The sequence below is a fragment of the Paenibacillus phocaeensis genome (assembly GCF_900021165.1).
GTDB classification, from domain to species: domain Bacteria; phylum Bacillota; class Bacilli; order Paenibacillales; family Paenibacillaceae; genus Fontibacillus; species Fontibacillus phocaensis.
This window is the reverse complement of record NZ_FCOQ01000008.1, coordinates 19208-34621: the sequence shown is the minus strand read 5'-3', so window position 1 is coordinate 34621 and position 15414 is coordinate 19208. Positions and strand designations below refer to the sequence as shown.

Annotated in this window: 11 protein-coding genes and 1 other annotated feature; all 11 genes read left to right on the top strand. The window is 56.2% G+C overall.

Annotated features, from left to right (window positions below):
- The first annotated feature begins 27 nt into the window (after positions 1–27).
- The 11 genes from hemB (at position 28) to BN3795_RS02110 (ending at position 15367) form a co-directional block, all read left to right on the top strand.
- Positions 28–1032, top strand: coding sequence for a porphobilinogen synthase (gene hemB, locus BN3795_RS02160; protein WP_068783113.1), 1005 nt, complete (start codon positions 28–30; stop codon positions 1030–1032).
- 181 nt (positions 1033–1213) lie between these two features.
- Positions 1214–2518: a glutamate-1-semialdehyde 2,1-aminomutase gene (gene hemL, locus BN3795_RS02155; RefSeq protein ID WP_068783112.1), complete on the top strand. Its 1305-nt coding sequence runs from the start codon at positions 1214–1216 to the stop codon at positions 2516–2518.
- Complete coding sequence (locus tag BN3795_RS02150) at positions 2515–3453, top strand: RluA family pseudouridine synthase (protein WP_068783111.1); 939 nt, start codon at positions 2515–2517, stop codon at positions 3451–3453. Before hemL ends, BN3795_RS02150 begins: the two co-directional genes overlap by 4 nt.
- Positions 3454–3607: 154 nt before the next feature.
- The gene (locus BN3795_RS02145; RefSeq protein ID WP_068783110.1) at positions 3608–5047 is read left to right on the top strand and encodes a LysM peptidoglycan-binding domain-containing protein; all 1440 of its coding nucleotides are present in this window, start codon (positions 3608–3610) and stop codon (positions 5045–5047) included.
- Between the two features lie 85 nt (positions 5048–5132).
- Positions 5133–5394 (top strand) — a binding site (T-box leader).
- 139 nt (positions 5395–5533) lie between these two features.
- Entirely contained in the window at positions 5534–8209 is a 2676-nt protein-coding gene (locus tag BN3795_RS02140; RefSeq protein ID WP_068783109.1) for a valine--tRNA ligase, read from the top strand.
- A gap of 7 nt (positions 8210–8216) precedes the next feature.
- Entirely contained in the window at positions 8217–9611 is a 1395-nt protein-coding gene (locus BN3795_RS02135) for a bifunctional folylpolyglutamate synthase/dihydrofolate synthase (RefSeq protein WP_110944972.1), read from the top strand.
- A 59-nt stretch (positions 9612–9670) separates the two neighbouring features.
- Positions 9671–10993: a UDP-N-acetylmuramate--L-alanine ligase gene (gene murC / locus BN3795_RS02130; RefSeq protein WP_408634998.1), complete on the top strand. Its 1323-nt coding sequence runs from the start codon at positions 9671–9673 to the stop codon at positions 10991–10993.
- 174 nt (positions 10994–11167) lie between these two features.
- Positions 11168–12373 carry an SPOR domain-containing protein gene (locus tag BN3795_RS02125; RefSeq protein WP_232729832.1) on the top strand — a complete coding sequence of 402 codons (1206 nt, stop codon included), beginning with the start codon at positions 11168–11170 and terminating at the stop codon, positions 12371–12373.
- 221 nt (positions 12374–12594) lie between these two features.
- Positions 12595–13200 carry a Maf family protein gene (locus BN3795_RS02120; RefSeq protein WP_232729831.1) on the top strand — a complete coding sequence of 202 codons (606 nt, stop codon included), beginning with the start codon at positions 12595–12597 and terminating at the stop codon, positions 13198–13200.
- 133 nt (positions 13201–13333) lie between these two features.
- The gene (radC, locus tag BN3795_RS02115; RefSeq protein WP_068783106.1) at positions 13334–14023 is read left to right on the top strand and encodes a RadC family protein; all 690 of its coding nucleotides are present in this window, start codon (positions 13334–13336) and stop codon (positions 14021–14023) included.
- Positions 14024–14332: 309 nt separating this feature from the next.
- On the top strand, positions 14333–15367 hold the full coding sequence (locus BN3795_RS02110) for a rod shape-determining protein (protein WP_068783105.1): 1035 nt from the start codon (positions 14333–14335) through the stop codon (positions 15365–15367).
- Positions 15368–15414: the final 47 nt, after the last annotated feature.

The following is a 15414-nucleotide window of genomic DNA, read 5'->3' as shown; positions in this document are numbered from 1 at the left end:
GCTTGCATACTTAGGAGGGAATCAATCATGAATTTTCCGATTGTAAGACATCGCCGGCTGCGTCAGTCGGCTGCGATTCGCGGGATGGTGCGTGAAACCGTCCTGACGGTGGACGACTTCATCCAACCGATCTTCGTAACCTACGGGAGCGGCGTCAAAAATGAAATTTCGTCGATGCCCGGCGTGTTTCATTTCTCGCTGGATACGCTGGAGGAGGAAGTGAAGGAGATCGTTGATCTGGGCATACCAGCGGTATTGCTGTTCGGGATTCCGGAAACGAAAGACAGTGTGGGCACCTCGGGTTTTGCGGAGGACGGCATCGTGCAGGAAGCGACGCGGGTCATTAAGTCGCGGTATCCGGATTTGCTGGTTGTTGCCGACACCTGCTTATGCGAATTTACCGACCATGGCCACTGCGGCATGGTGCATACCTTTGAACGCGACGGGCAGGTGTGCGGCGATGTGATGAATGACGAGTCGCTGGAGCTGCTGGTGAAAACAGCGGTCTCTCAAGCGCGCGCAGGCGCCGACATCATCGCCCCGTCCAATATGATGGATGGATTCGTGCAAGCGATCCGTTCCGGGCTTGATGAAGCCGGCTTCAGCCATGTGCCGATCATGTCGTATTCCGTGAAATATGCCTCCGCTTTCTACGGGCCTTTCCGTGAGGCGGCTGACTCGGCGCCGCAGTTCGGCGACCGGAAGACGTACCAAATGGACCCGGCGAACGTCCGGGAGGCCTTGCGGGAAGCGGAATCCGATGTGATGGAAGGCGCGGATATGCTGATGGTTAAGCCGGCGCTGGCCTTCATGGACATCCTGCGCCTGCTGCGGGATCAATTTGATCTGCCGTTAGTCGCTTATAACGTGAGCGGGGAATATTCGATGGTTAAAGCGGCTGCACAGCAAGGCTGGATCAACGAGCGGGCGATCGTCACCGAAATGCTGCTTGGTATGAAGCGGGCAGGTGCGGATATCATCATTACGTATTTCGCCAAGGATATGGCTCGTTGGCTGCGCGAGCAATCGTAAGCTCAGCAGGGGATCGGAAAATCAATACACATACGGGTCGGACGCTTTACACGATTATCCCTTTTGATCAGAGAGCCAGGTTACGGGAGAAGAGCTCGCCTCAATCCGGTCCCAGCTCCCCTTAATCAAAGGGATAATCGTGCGAAGGGCGACCTTGAGGGACATCAGAGGAGGGGTATCGATGAGCAATAACACGATTGGCCGGCGCAGCGAGGAACAATCGCGGCAGGCTTTCGAGGAAGCAAAGCGGGTTCTGCCCGGCGGGGTCAACAGCCCGGTGCGGGCGTTTAAATCCGTAGGCTTAACGCCAATGTACATCGAGCACGGGAGCGGTTCCCGGATTTATGATATCGACGGCAACAGCTTTATCGATTATGTGGGTTCCTGGGGCCCGCTGATTATGGGGCATGCTCATCCGGAAGTGGTTCGTGCCCTGCAGGAGACGGCCGCCAAAGGGACAAGCTTCGGAGCGCCCACGCTGCTGGAGACGCAAATGGCCCAACTGGTCGCAGAGCGGGTTCCATCGATCGATGTCGTGCGAATGGTCAACTCGGGAACGGAAGCGACGATGAGCGCGATTCGCTTGGCGCGGGGATATACCGGCCGCAGTAAAATTATGAAATTCGAAGGTTCCTATCACGGCCATGCCGACAGTCTGCTGATCAAGGCGGGTTCCGGTGTCGCTACGCTAGGGCTGCCGGACAGCCCCGGGGTGCCGGAGGGCGTCGCCGCGAATACGATTGCGGTACCGTATAACGATTTGGCCTCTGTCGAATTGGCATTTGAGCGTTTCGGCGAGGAGATCGCCGGCGTCATCGTTGAGCCGGTGGCCGGGAACATGGGCGTTGTCCCTCCGCTGCCGGGATTCCTGGAAGGACTTCGCCGTATTACCGAGCAATATGGCAGTTTGCTGATTTTCGACGAAGTGATGACGGGCTTCCGCGTTCATTTGAACTGTGCGCAAGGACGCTTCGGGATTACGCCGGATTTGACCTGCCTCGGCAAAGTCATCGGCGGCGGGCTGCCCGTTGGAGCGTACGGCGGGAAACGCGAAATCATGGAGCAAATCGCGCCGAACGGGCCGATTTATCAAGCCGGGACGCTGAGCGGGAACCCGCTGGCGATGGTTGCCGGTTATACGACGCTGTCGCTGCTCACGCCGGAGGTGTACGATCGGCTGGAGCGCCTTTCAGCGAAACTTGAAGAAGGGTTGGCACGCAACGCCAAAGAACGGGGGATTCCGTGCACGATCAATCGTGTGGGTTCGATGGTTTGTCCGTTTTTTACCGAGGAGAAAGTTATCAACTATGATACGGCCAAAACGAGTGACCTCGACCTGTTCCGCCGTTACTTCGCGGCATTGGTTGAACAGGGGATCAACGTGGCGCCATCGCAGTTCGAGGGGATGTTCGTCTCCGGCGTGCATACGGACGAAGATATCGAATTAACCGTCGAAGCGCATCGCTTGGCGCTGCAAAAGCTGTGAGCGCCAAGCTGACCTGGATGCGGCGCGGCGAATGGCTCGAGCTGATGCCCGGCAAGCTGTCTGTGCGCGAAGGGCAAGACCGCCTGGATGCAGCGGCAGCTTGGCTGGGGGAGGGGCTGCAGGCTCCTCCCAAGCTCATACGCAAGCTGCTCGCGGAAGGCGGGATCAAGCTTGCCGGGGACCGCTTGCGATTGCGGGCCTTTCCGCCCAGAGCTTCGCAGTATGCTCCGCATGAGGCGGAGCTTCAACTGTTATACGAGGATGATTTTTGCCTTGTCGTGCACAAGCCGGCAGGGCTAAAAGTCCATCCGGACGGCGGCGAGAATGCGAGGGGAGCTGCCCGCGAGACAGCGGCTTCGTCGGACACGCTTGCCAACCGCGTAGCCGGATGGTATGCCAACCTTGGCGAGCCGATCGCCGCAGCCCATATTCACCGGCTTGATGAATATACGTCCGGGCCTGTGCTGTTCGCCAAAAATGAATACGCTCAGTTGAAGCTGGACGAAGCGATGAGCCGCAAGGAAATCGGCCGCACCTACATCGCGTTCGTGCAGGGCATCGTCAGCCCTCGGCTTAAGGTTATCGACCAGCCGATCGGCCGGGACCGGCATCATCCCCAGCGGCGCCGGGTATCCCCCGGCGGCAAGCCGGCGATCACGCACGTGGAGCTGCTGGAGGTCTATCCGCGGCACGAAATCAGCCTCGTGAGGCTGACTCTGGAGACCGGCCGGACCCATCAAATTCGCGTCCATCTAAGCGCGGCGGGTCACCCGCTTGCAGGCGATTCGCTATATGGCGGAAGCGCGAAATGGCTGCCGCGCCAAGCGCTGCATGGCGAGCGGCTGTTGTTCCCGCATCCGCTCTCCGGAGAAACGGTAGAGATCGACGATCCCTGGCCCCCGGATCTGATTCGTTTGCGTGAGCGCCTCCGTTAACGGGCGTGCCGGTAGAACAGTGCAGTGTGATCGCCGCGGAGGCAAAAAGCAGGCATGCACTCCTTTTTAAAGCATATAGATTAAACGAGGATGATTTCGATCATGATCCATCGATTTTTAATCAGGTCTGGATATGCTGAAAGGAGGTAACGTGTTGGCTGATCAATCCTATGGTCTCAGGTTTGATATTTACGAGCGCATCCATCTTTCTGAAGATGTGATCGGCATTGAAGAGTTGGAGGAAATTGAGCTTTATCCGAAAATCCAGGTGATTCCCGGGGAGGAGTATGCCGCGCTGCGCGGCCATTTGCTGTTGTCGGGGCAGTACCGGGGAGAAGGGGAGACGAGGGAGCTTGCGCATTATATTCCCGTTGAAATTACGATACCGCTTAGCCGGGTGAACCGGTTGGAGGATATCACCGTGGAAATCGAAAATTTCGACGTCGACCTGCTCAGCTCGCGCAGTCTAAACATTACGGGGGTCTTGTCGCTTCAGGGCGTGGAAACGTCCTCCCTGCTGTCCGAGCAAGAGGCTTGGAAGGATCGGGAGTTCACAACGGCACATGTCGTATCCGCAATCCGGGGAGACGAACCGGAATCGGAAACGGATTTAGCCGCTTCGGAGCCGGAAGACTTTGATCCCGTTGAATCGACGACGGCGACACCCTTGCTCGCGGACGAAATCCGTCACGAGCCGGTATTTTCCTGGAACTCGTTAACCCGCGAAGCTGAAGAAGCAGAAGGAGCCAAGCCCGAGGCGGTATCGGAACTGGAACCGCAGGAAGAAGGGGTTCCGCAAGTTCCTCAATTCGCTTCCTGGCAGGCGTTTCCGGAGGATGTGCTCAACGCACAAAAACGAAATGCGGACGAGCCGCAGGAGGTTCTGGCCTGGACGGAGGATGTCTCCGCCTTCCAGGAGTCCAATCCATGGGCGGACAAGGAATCCGCTGCCGACTTTGGCGCCGCGGTGGAAACTTTTGCCGATTCCGCAGAGGCGTCAGACGCGGATATATGGTTTAAGGAAGAGGTCCGCCCTTCGAACGACTTCGAGCTGAATGAACGTGCCAGCGAAGCTTTAGGGGTCGAGGCGGCGGAGCTGGAACCCGCTTCGAATGAAGCGAACGAAGAAGCGGCTGCTGCACCAAATGAAGCGGTAGGCGAAGCGGATGCCGAGACGGTAGTGGTCTCTGAAGCCGATCAAGGGCCGAATGCCCAGCCTGAAGAGAAGAAGGAAATGAAGATCGCATTGGGTGCCAAAAAGGGCGACGAGAGCGGAAGAGAGAGCTTCGGCCTGACGAAGCTGATCTCCTCCTCCTCGCGGGTAACCGAGGGGACGCCGGACGAAACCTCGGAGCTGCTTGGCTTGAGCGCAAGCGGAGAACAAGGAGAAGGAGAAGAACTTCGATGGAAGAACCTGTTCATCAGCAGCGAAGATCAAACTCCATTCCGCAAAGTCCGGTTGGTCATCGTGCAGCGCGAAGAAACGCTGGACGACATCGCCCAACGCTACCACTTGAGCTCACGGGAGCTGCAGCTGTATAACCGACTGCCTGAGCACCAGGTGAATGAGGGGCAAATTTTGTACATTCCTTAACGCTTAACCCGCGAAAAAAGGCGGATTGTTGACTCCCGTTCCTTTCCAAGTTATGATAATATAGATTAAAGTAATAAGATCTATGGCAAAGACTTGGAACGGGAAGAGTAGACAGCATACCCTTCAGAGAGCGGAACCCATGGCTGAGAGATTCCGCAGGATATGTAGCTGGCCGAAGTCGCCCGGGAGTTGTCCGTTTGAGCCGCATGGCATATGGGGTTAGAACGGATCGGCAGCAACCGTTATCTGCATGAGTGTCGCATATTTTGGATCGGTTGCCTGATAGGCCGAATGCCGATGTGCGAAACAAAGGTGGTACCGCGAAAGCAAAGCCTTTCGTCCTTTGGACGAAGGGCTTTTTTTGTTTTTCTAATGCTGCAGGTAAAAGGCGTTAGGCTTGGGCTCCGAAGGGGCTAAGGCGATGGCGCCAGACGGCGATCTTGGGATCGCCAAGGCTATGCTTATTTGTAACGGAGGTTGAAGAGGATGACAGAAAATCAAGGTCAACAACCCTCGTCGGCGGAGATGCCGACGACATACGATCCGAAAGCGGCGGAGCAGAAATGGTACCGCTATTGGCTGGAGAGCGGCTTCTTTAAGGCCGGACAACGCCCGGATGCCAAACCCTATACGATCGTCATTCCGCCGCCCAACGTAACCGGAATGCTGCATATCGGGCATGCGCTCGATTTGACGCTGCAGGATATTTTGACCCGTACCAAGCGGATGCAGGGTTATGATGCCTTGTGGCTGCCCGGAATGGACCATGCCGGAATCGCCACCCAAACGAGAGTGGAACAGCGGCTTAGAGAGCAGGGCGTGTCGCGGTACGACCTCGGGCGCGAGAAGTTCCTCGAACAAGTATGGGCCTGGAAAGACCAGTATGCGGAAACGATACATGAGCAGTGGGCCAAGATGGGCGCTTCACTCGACTATTCGCGCGAGCGGTTTACGTTGGACGAGGGATTGTCTCAGGCGGTTCGCGAGGTGTTCGTCAAGCTCTATGAGAAGGGTTTGATTTACCGCGGCAAATATATTATCAACTGGGATCCTGCGGCGCGTACCGCGCTTTCTGACATCGAAGTGGAGTACAAAGAGGTCAATGGGCATCTGTACCATCTTCAGTATCCGTTGAGCGACGGAAGCGGCCACATCACCGTGGCGACAACACGTCCCGAAACGATGCTTGGCGATACCGCTGTCGCCGTTCATCCGGAGGATGAACGTTACCGTCATCTGGTGGGCAAGACGCTCCGTCTGCCGATCGTAGACCGCGAAATCCCGATTATTGCGGATGAGTATGTTGAGAAAGAGTTCGGCAGCGGCGCCGTTAAGATTACACCGGCACACGACCCGAACGACTTTGAAGTCGGCTTGCGCCATAATCTGCCGCAGATCAACGTCATGGATGAGACCGGGACGATGAATAGCGAAGCCGGCAAATATCAAGGCCTGGATCGCAGCGAATGCCGCAAGCAAATCGTCAAGGACCTGCAGGAGATGGGCGTGCTGATCAAAATCGAGGATCACGTGCATCAAGTCGGCCATAGTGAGCGAACCGGCGTGGTGGTTGAGCCTTATTTGTCGACCCAATGGTTCGTGAAGATGAAGCCGCTCGCCGAGAAGGCGATTGAAGCCCAAAAATCGGGGAACGGCGTGAATTTCGTGCCGGATCGGTTTGAGAAAATTTATTTGAACTGGATCGAGAACATACGCGACTGGTGCGTCTCCCGTCAATTATGGTGGGGACATCGCATTCCGGCCTGGTATTGCGACGAGACCGGTGAAATGGTGGTCGCCCGCAGTGAGGAAGAAGCGCGGGCCAAGCTGGGTCGCGACGATCTGAGACAAGATGAAGACGTGCTGGATACGTGGTTCAGCTCTGCGCTTTGGCCGTTCTCCACACTCGGCTGGCCGGATGAGAACAGCGCGGATCTCAAGCGTTATTTCCCGACGTCAGTGCTTTCGACCGGTTACGACATCATTTACTTCTGGGTGGCCCGGATGATCTTTACTTCGCTGGAATTTACCGGCGAGGTACCGTTCAAGGACGTGCTGATGCACGGTCTAGTTCGCGACAGCGAAGGGCGCAAAATGTCCAAGTCGCTGGGCAATGGCGTTGATCCATTGGAGGTTATTGAGAAATACGGCACGGATGCGATGCGCTACATGCTGTCTACCAGCAATACGCCGGGTCAGGATTTGCGTTTCCGCTGGGAGCGTGTTGAGCAAGCGCGTAATTTCGCCAACAAAATTTGGAATGCTTCCCGCTTCGCCCTGATGAACCTGGAAGGCGTTGCGTTTGAGGATATCGATATCAGCGGTAATCTGTCGACGGCCGACCGTTGGATTTTGCACCGGATGAACGAGACCGCCAAGGAAATCACCCGCCTGATCGATGCTTACGAATTCGGAGAAACCGGCCGGCTGCTGTACAACTTCATTTGGGACGATCTGTGCGACTGGTATATCGAATTCGCCAAGCTGTCTCTGTACGGGGAAGATGCGGCGGCCAAGAAGAAAACCCAATCGGTTCTTGCCTATGTGCTCGATCGGACGTTGCGCATGATCCACCCGTTTATGCCGTTTATTTCCGAGGAAATATGGCAGCATTTGCCGCATGACGGCGAGACGATTATGCTGGCAGCTTGGCCGGAATACGAGCCTTCGCTGGAAGCGCCGGACGCTGTTCAAGAAATGAACCTGCTGATCGACGTCATCCGCGCCGTGCGGAATATCCGCGCGGAAGTGAACGTGCCCATGAGCAAAAAGATCGAGCTGGTGATTAAGCCGGGCAGCGCGGAAGTGCTGGAGGTGTTGGCACGCAACGAGCATTACGTTCGCCGGTTCTGCAACACCTCGGAGTATGAGGCAGCGCTGAATGCGGCGGTTCCGGATAAGGCAATGACGGCTGTCGTGACCGGGGCCGAGTTGTTCCTGCCGCTGTCGGGCCTGATTGACATCAGCCAGGAAATCGAACGGCTGACGAAAGAGCTCGACAACCTGAACAAGGAAGTGGAACGCGTTGAGAAGAAGCTGGCCAACGAAGGCTTTGTGGCCAAAGCGCCGGCCAAGGTAATCGAGGAAGAACGAGCCAAGATGGCCGATTATTCCGAGAAACGCGACAAGGTGCTGGCCCGGATCGCGGAGCTGAAGGGTTGAGTAAATGATGAAGGTGACAGACATGGGGGATCGTACAGACGAAGGAATACGGCCGCTGCCGTTGAACAGCTACGCTGAAGCGGTCGATTGGATTAACGGGCTGCTGCCGTTTGGCATTCGGCCGGGATTGGAACGGATCGAACGGATGATGGACAAATTGGGCCATCCCGAGCGGAGGCTGAAGTTTATTCACGTAGCGGGGACGAATGGCAAAGGTTCCTCTTGCGCTTTTTTGACCCGGACGTTGCGTGAATGCGGCTATCAGGTGGGGACGTATACGTCCCCTTACATCACGAAGTTCACCAACCGATTCCAGTATAACGAGGAGGATATTCCCGAGACCGCGCTGCTGGAGCTGGCGAATCGTGTGGCCCCGCTGGTGGAGGAAATCGCCGGGACCGAACTGGGATCTCCAACCATGTTCGAAGTGAGCACGGCGATCGCGATTTTGTATTTTGCGGAAATGTGTTACCCCGATGTTGTAGTATGGGAGACCGGTCTTGGGGGAAGGATGGATGTGACCAATATCGTGACTCCGATCGTCTCTTTGATTACGAATATCGGCTACGATCACATGGATGTCCTTGGCGATACAATTGAACAAATTGCCCGTGAGAAGGCGGGCATTATCAAGGCGGGTGTGCCGGTAATCAGCTGCGTCGAGCAGCCCGAGGCGGTCGCTGTGCTGAAGGAAACGGCCGCATCCAAGCATTCAACCCTCTATTTGATGGGCGAGCAGTTTGGGTACGAGCGGCTTGCAGTAGATGCCAGGGAACAGCAATTGCATTTCAAGGGTCCCTTCCGGGACGTGAATTTGACGATCCGTATGCTTGGAGAACATCAATGCAAGAACGCCGCGGGCGTGATGATGGTGCTGGAAGTGCTGCGTCAATATATGGCGTTCCTCCTTGAGGATGAGCAGGTGCAGGACGGGTTTCGCACTGCTTTTTGGGCAGGACGGCTGGAAGTGGTGCGGGAAGAGCCGCGTCTGGTACTGGACGGTGCGCATAATCCGGAAGGTGCCGCTTCGCTGGCGCAAAGCCTGCCGGAGGCCTTTCAATACCGGAAGCTGCATTTGATGATGGGGATGCTGGCCAATAAGCATCATCACGGCTACTTGAAGCATATATTACCAATAGTGGATACGCTTATTCTCACCGAGCCCGATTTTCGCCGGAAAATGGACGCCGATGCATTATACGAACTCGTGGCCGAACTACAGGGGACGGAAGCAAAGGCGGATTTGGAAATCATCGTGGAACGTGACTGGAGAAAAGCCCTTACGCTTTTGGAGTCACGGACGGAACGGGACGATCTTGGGGTGGTAACCGGCACGTTGTATCTGATCTCGGACGTGCGGGCGACCCTTTTGCATCAAACCGATTCTGAAAAAGGCTGGTGACCATTTTGTTGAATACGACCGAACAGCATGTACATTTTATCGGTATCGGCGGTTATGGCATGAGCGCCATTGCCCGCGTGATGCTGGAAATGGGTTATACCGTCACGGGATCGGACGTTGCCTCCCAAGAGTTGACGGAGAAGCTCGCTGCGAAGGGGGCGAAAATTTACATTGGCCATACCGCTGAACACGTTCATGGAGCAGACCTCGTCGTATATTCGACGGCGCTGCCGAAGGACAACGTAGAGCGGTTGGAGGCTCAAGAGCAAGGCATTCCGGTGCTGCACCGCTCGCAGATGCTCGCCCGGCTATTAAATGAACGGACGGGGGTTGCGGTGGCCGGAGCCCATGGGAAAACGACGACCTCATCGATGATCGCGCTGGTTATGGAACATTGCGGAACCGATCCGACTTACATTATCGGCGGGGAAATTATGGACATGGGCACCAATGCCAAAGCCGGGCAAGGAAAATGCGTGGTTGCGGAGGCCGACGAAAGCGATGGTTCCTTCCTGCAGTACTACCCATCGCTGGGGGTAGTGACCAACATCGAGGCGGACCATCTGGAGAACTACGGCGGGGATTTCAGTCGGCTGAAGGAAGCCTACGTGCAGTTCCTGAACCAGATTAAACCGGACGGCAAAGCCGTGGTTTGCGGCGACGATCACAATGTACGGGAATTATTGCCGCAGGTTCGGAGCCGGGTCATTACGTACGGCATCGAATCGGGATGTGACTACACGGCCCATGAGATCGATCTTGGCGACCGCTGCGTCATCTTCAAAATGAAGCAGGGTGACTTGGAGCTTGGTACGGTGGAACTGTCGGTGCCGGGCCGCCATAATGTCTACAACGCGATGGCCACGGTCATCGTCTGTATGGAAGCAGGCATTCCTTTCGATGAGATCGCGGTGGCGTTGCGTCACTTCCATGGAGCGAAGCGCCGCTTCCAGGTGCTTGGGGAACAGAACGGCATCCTGATTATCGACGACTATGCTCACCATCCGACGGAAATCCAGGCGACGATCGCAGCGGCCAAAGCGACGGGCAAGCGAATCATCGCCGTATTCCAGCCGCAGCGCTACACGCGGACCTTCTTCCTGCTCGATGCGTTCAGCCGGGCATTTGGAGAAGCCGATGAAGTGATCATCACGGATATTTATTCGCCGGCGGGCGAGAAGGCCATTGAAGGCGTGAATTCCTCCAAGCTGGTCGAATTGATCAAGGAGAACAGCAATGCCGGCGCTCGTTATTTGCCATCGAAGCAGGAGGTGCTTGCCGATTTGCAGCATCGGCTCAAACCTGGCGACCTTGTGCTGACGATGGGCGCAGGCGACATCTATAAAGTGGGATATGAGCTGACCAAAGGGTTGTCCAGTTAAATCCTGCAGATGAAATCGAAGCGGATGAAGCGGTCTTTTCCGGGTATTGGTACCCGGGAGGGCCGTTTTTGCCGTTGCTTCATGAACTTTGCTTGCTGACCTGCAGGCTTGGCATATCAGGCGGTTCGCGCTCATATGGATAGGGTAGAAGAATGGACAAGGAGCGTGCGGACCGTGAACAAAGCGAAAATGACATTCCGGTTTGACGGGGAAGGCCGGGAAATCCAACCGGAGCTGCCGCAGGAAATCGATAAGACGCCCAGACGGGAGACGACAACCCGATATCGAGCGGTCGAAACGTTGGAGGAATGGGGCGATCCTTTTACGGATCACACGGGAATGGGACTGACCGTATTCCCGGGCGGGATGGACCGCAACCATCGGAAACCGGATGCGCTAGAGATTTACCCGGCGGATCGAGATTTGAACCCTACTGCGGAAGATGCCGGCCCTGCTGCCGACGACTGGGAGGAAATCTACGGCAAAGACCCGTGGCAAACCGAATATTTGGAGGAAACTCCGCCCCACTATTCCCGCCCGCACCGAACCTCGTGGTGGAAGGTCGCCGGCTCCTTGACCGGAGCCATTGTTACGGGCGCACTGTTCGGATTCGTCGTGCTTTCCTTATTTAATCAGGAAGTCAAACTCCCTCTTCCGGGGATCGGCGGGGCGCAGCAAGCCGACAGCGGAGAAGCGGCAAGCCTGCCGGCCATGGGTGAGATTGAAGAGGCGGTAACCGAACCGGAAGAGAACCTCCCGCTCATCCGTGTTGCGCTGCCGGAGCAAACGTATTATTTCCTGCAATATGGCGTGTTCAGCACGGCGCAAGGCGTGCAGTTGGCGCAGGAGGAGCTGCAGGCCTCGGGCATTGCCGCCGCCCGGGATACCGTCGATGAGAAACGGGTGTACGCAGGGGTCTCGCCGGACCGCGAACAGTCAAAACTGTTGAGCGGCCAACTCAAGGCCGCGGGCGTTAACCTCATCTTGCATGAGATCTCCTTCCCGGAAGAAGCCAACGTTGAATTTGCCGGGGAGCCAGAGGCCTTAGAGGGATTTATGGCGCAAAGCGCGGAGCTGGTTCGTCTGCTTAGCACCGCATCTGCAGCACTGCTCACTGAAGCGCAGCCGCAGCAACATGCGGAACTGGAACAGTTGGGCGCCAAACATCAGGCTTGGACGGAAAGCGCTTCGGCCATTCGCGGGAAATGGTCATCGGCGGGAGCGCCGCTGGCCGGCGAAATGGAGAAAGCGATCAACGGGGCGGTCGAGGCGATGGGCGAATTCCAAAAAAGCGGCGCAAAAACGCTGCTCTGGGAAGTCCAAAACGAGATGATGCGGTTCATCATGGCAGAGCAGTCGCTGGTTGATACCGGAGCCTGAGAATCAGACTCTTCGAAGTAAAGCAGGGCAGGGGACTGGTAAAAGTTCCCCCTGTCTTTTTTGTGTTTGCGCCCGGGGCCATAATAATCTTATAATAGGTTAGTGTCAAAAAATGGCGGGGATGACAGCAATCCGCTGTCGAATTCCTATCCATTTTTTACTAATCTAGGCTAGTAACCATTCAGGACATGAAATCGTCTTTTACAAAGGAGAGTTCCGCATTGGATACCGCACATTTGCGCCGGATTATCCTAGCCTCGACTTCACCTCGCAGGCGTGAATTAATCGCATCTCTGGCGGTTCCGTTTGAGGTGGTACCCAGCCATTCGGACGAGTCTTACGAAGCGTCATTATCGCCGGAGCAAATCGTGATGGAGCTTGCCGGGCGCAAGGCGGATGCTGTACACCGTGGGCTGGATCCGGCAGCAGACCGCAATGCGGTGATTGTCGGGAGCGATACCATCGTAGTCCGAGACGGCGATGTCTTGGGCAAACCGCGGGATGTGCAAGAGGCGGCGGACATGCTGCGCAGCCTGCAAGGACGAGAGCACAAGGTGTATACCGGCGTGGCTTGCGTAGACGCCTTAACCGGCCGACGCCATGTAGATTACCGGGCGACCATCGTCACGATGAAGGCGTTGTCCGAAGCCCAAATCCAGGCCTATGCCCGCAGTGGTGAAGGGTTGGATAAGGCCGGGGCGTATGCGATCCAGGGACTGGGCGCTACGATTGTAACCGGGATCGAGGGCTGTTATTTTACTGTCGTAGGCTTGCCTTTGTCGCTGCTCGTGGACATCCTGAGCGATTTCGATATTCAGGTGCTCTAGACGGGATGCAAGGCCTGCTAGCGATGGCAGTTCATCACATTGGGAAGTGATAAAGCATATCCTTCCGAACTTAGGACGGTCGGCCGGAAGCTCCGGACACGGCCCTAATATTATTCGGAAGCGGGGGATAACGATGGAACAGACTCCCTATATGCTGCGCGATCTTCCCTCTGAGGAGCGGCCAAGGGAACGAATGATCAAATATGGAGCAGGTGCGCTCAGCCACGCCGAGTTGCTGGCCATTCTGCTTCGCACGGGTACGCGCCAGGAGTCAGCGGTTCATATGGCGCAGCGGCTGCTCGCGGGCTTGGGTGGTCTTCGCGGGCTGGTTGATGTCAGCCTGGACGAAATGATCAAGCTAAGAGGCATCGGCCCGGCCAAAGCGATCCAACTGAAGGCGGGGATCGAGCTGGGGCAGCGGCTGGCCAAGACACGGCTGCCGGAGCAAGGCATCATCCGCAGTCCTCAGGATGCGGCCGAACTGTTGATGGAACAAATGCGGTATTTGCAGAAGGAGCATTTTGTTTGTCTTTTTTTGAATACGAAGAATCATATTATAGCCCAGGAGACCCTTTCCATCGGGAGCCTGAACGCCTCGATCGTTCATCCGCGCGAGGTGTTCCGCGCCGCGATCAAATGCAGCAGCGCTTCCGTCGTGTGTGCCCACAATCATCCGAGCGGCGATCCCACGCCAAGTCCGGAGGACATCCGGATGACGCGAAGGCTGTGCGAAGCGGGGGATATCGTAGGCATCGACGTGCTCGATCATATCGTCATCGGGGATGGAAAGTTCGTCAGCTTGAAGGAGCGGGATTTGATGTAGCCCCGGCTGAATTCAAGATTCGCCGCCGCATTCGCTTCACTGATGAAACTTCGTGATCGGAAGATGACTTTTTGAACAACCGTTTCAATGAAGGTTCAACAAGTCAGGTTTCGAGCACCAAGAAGATTGGATGAAGCTAGGGGGTGAGTAGCGGAGCGTAGACGGATCTACGTGAGCAACGGAAGCTCCGGCTGAATTCAAGATTCGCCGCCGCATTCGCTTCACTGATGAAACTTCGTGATCGGAAGATGACTTTTTGAACAACCTCTAATATAATGGGTTAGATACAGAAGGAAAGGAAGAAGCAGCATGTTAGGTGGCTTTACAAAAGACTTGGGAATTGACTTAGGAACGGCAAATACGCTGGTATACACGAGAGGCAAGGGCATTATCGTCCGCGAACCCTCGGTCGTAGCGATTCATACCGATACAAAGAACATTGTGGCCGTCGGCGAATCCGCCAAGAAAATGATCGGGAGAACTCCCGGCAACATCCGGGCGATTCGTCCGATGAAGGACGGCGTGATCGCGGATTTCGATACCACAGCAACGATGATTAAATACTTCATCAGTCAGGCACAAAAGCAGCGTTCGCTGTTTCAGCGCCACCCGAACGTAATGGTTTGCGTTCCGTCGGGGATTACGGCCGTTGAGCAGCGGGCCGTGGAAGACGCGACGAAGCAAGCGGGCGCACGTGAAGCTTATACGATCGAGGAGCCCTTCGCCGCAGCGATTGGCGCAGATCTGCCCGTCTGGGAACCGACCGGCAGTATGGTCGTAGACATCGGCGGCGGGACGACGGAAGTTGCGGTCATCTCCCTTGGCGGGATCGTCACCAGCAAATCCGTCCGTGTGGCGGGCGACGAAATGGATGAGGCGATCATTCAATACATCAAACGCCAATATAATCTGATGATCGGCGAGAGAACTTCCGAGCAGCTCAAAATGGATATCGGCTCCGCGCTTGCGCTCGAGAAGGTCGAAACGATGGAAATCCGCGGACGCGATCTCGTGACGGGGCTGCCGAAGACGATTACGATTACCTCCGACGAAATTTCCGATGCGTTAAGCGATACGGTCGGCGCTATCGTTGACGCCGTGAAGGTGACCTTGGAGAAATGTCCGCCGGAGTTGGCCGCGGATATTATGGACCGGGGAATCGTGTTGACCGGCGGCGGCGCGTTGCTGCGCAACCTGGATAAGCTGCTGGCCAGCGAAACCGGGATGCCGGTCATCGTGGCGGAGAATCCGCTGGATTGCGTGGCGATCGGCACAGGCCGGGCCTTGGATAATATTCATTTATTCAAATCGAAAAGTAGTTCAGCCCTTCGTTCCAGACGATAATTTCGCGCGGGAGAAGGCACCCCTGATATTAAAGCGGCGCCGTCCTG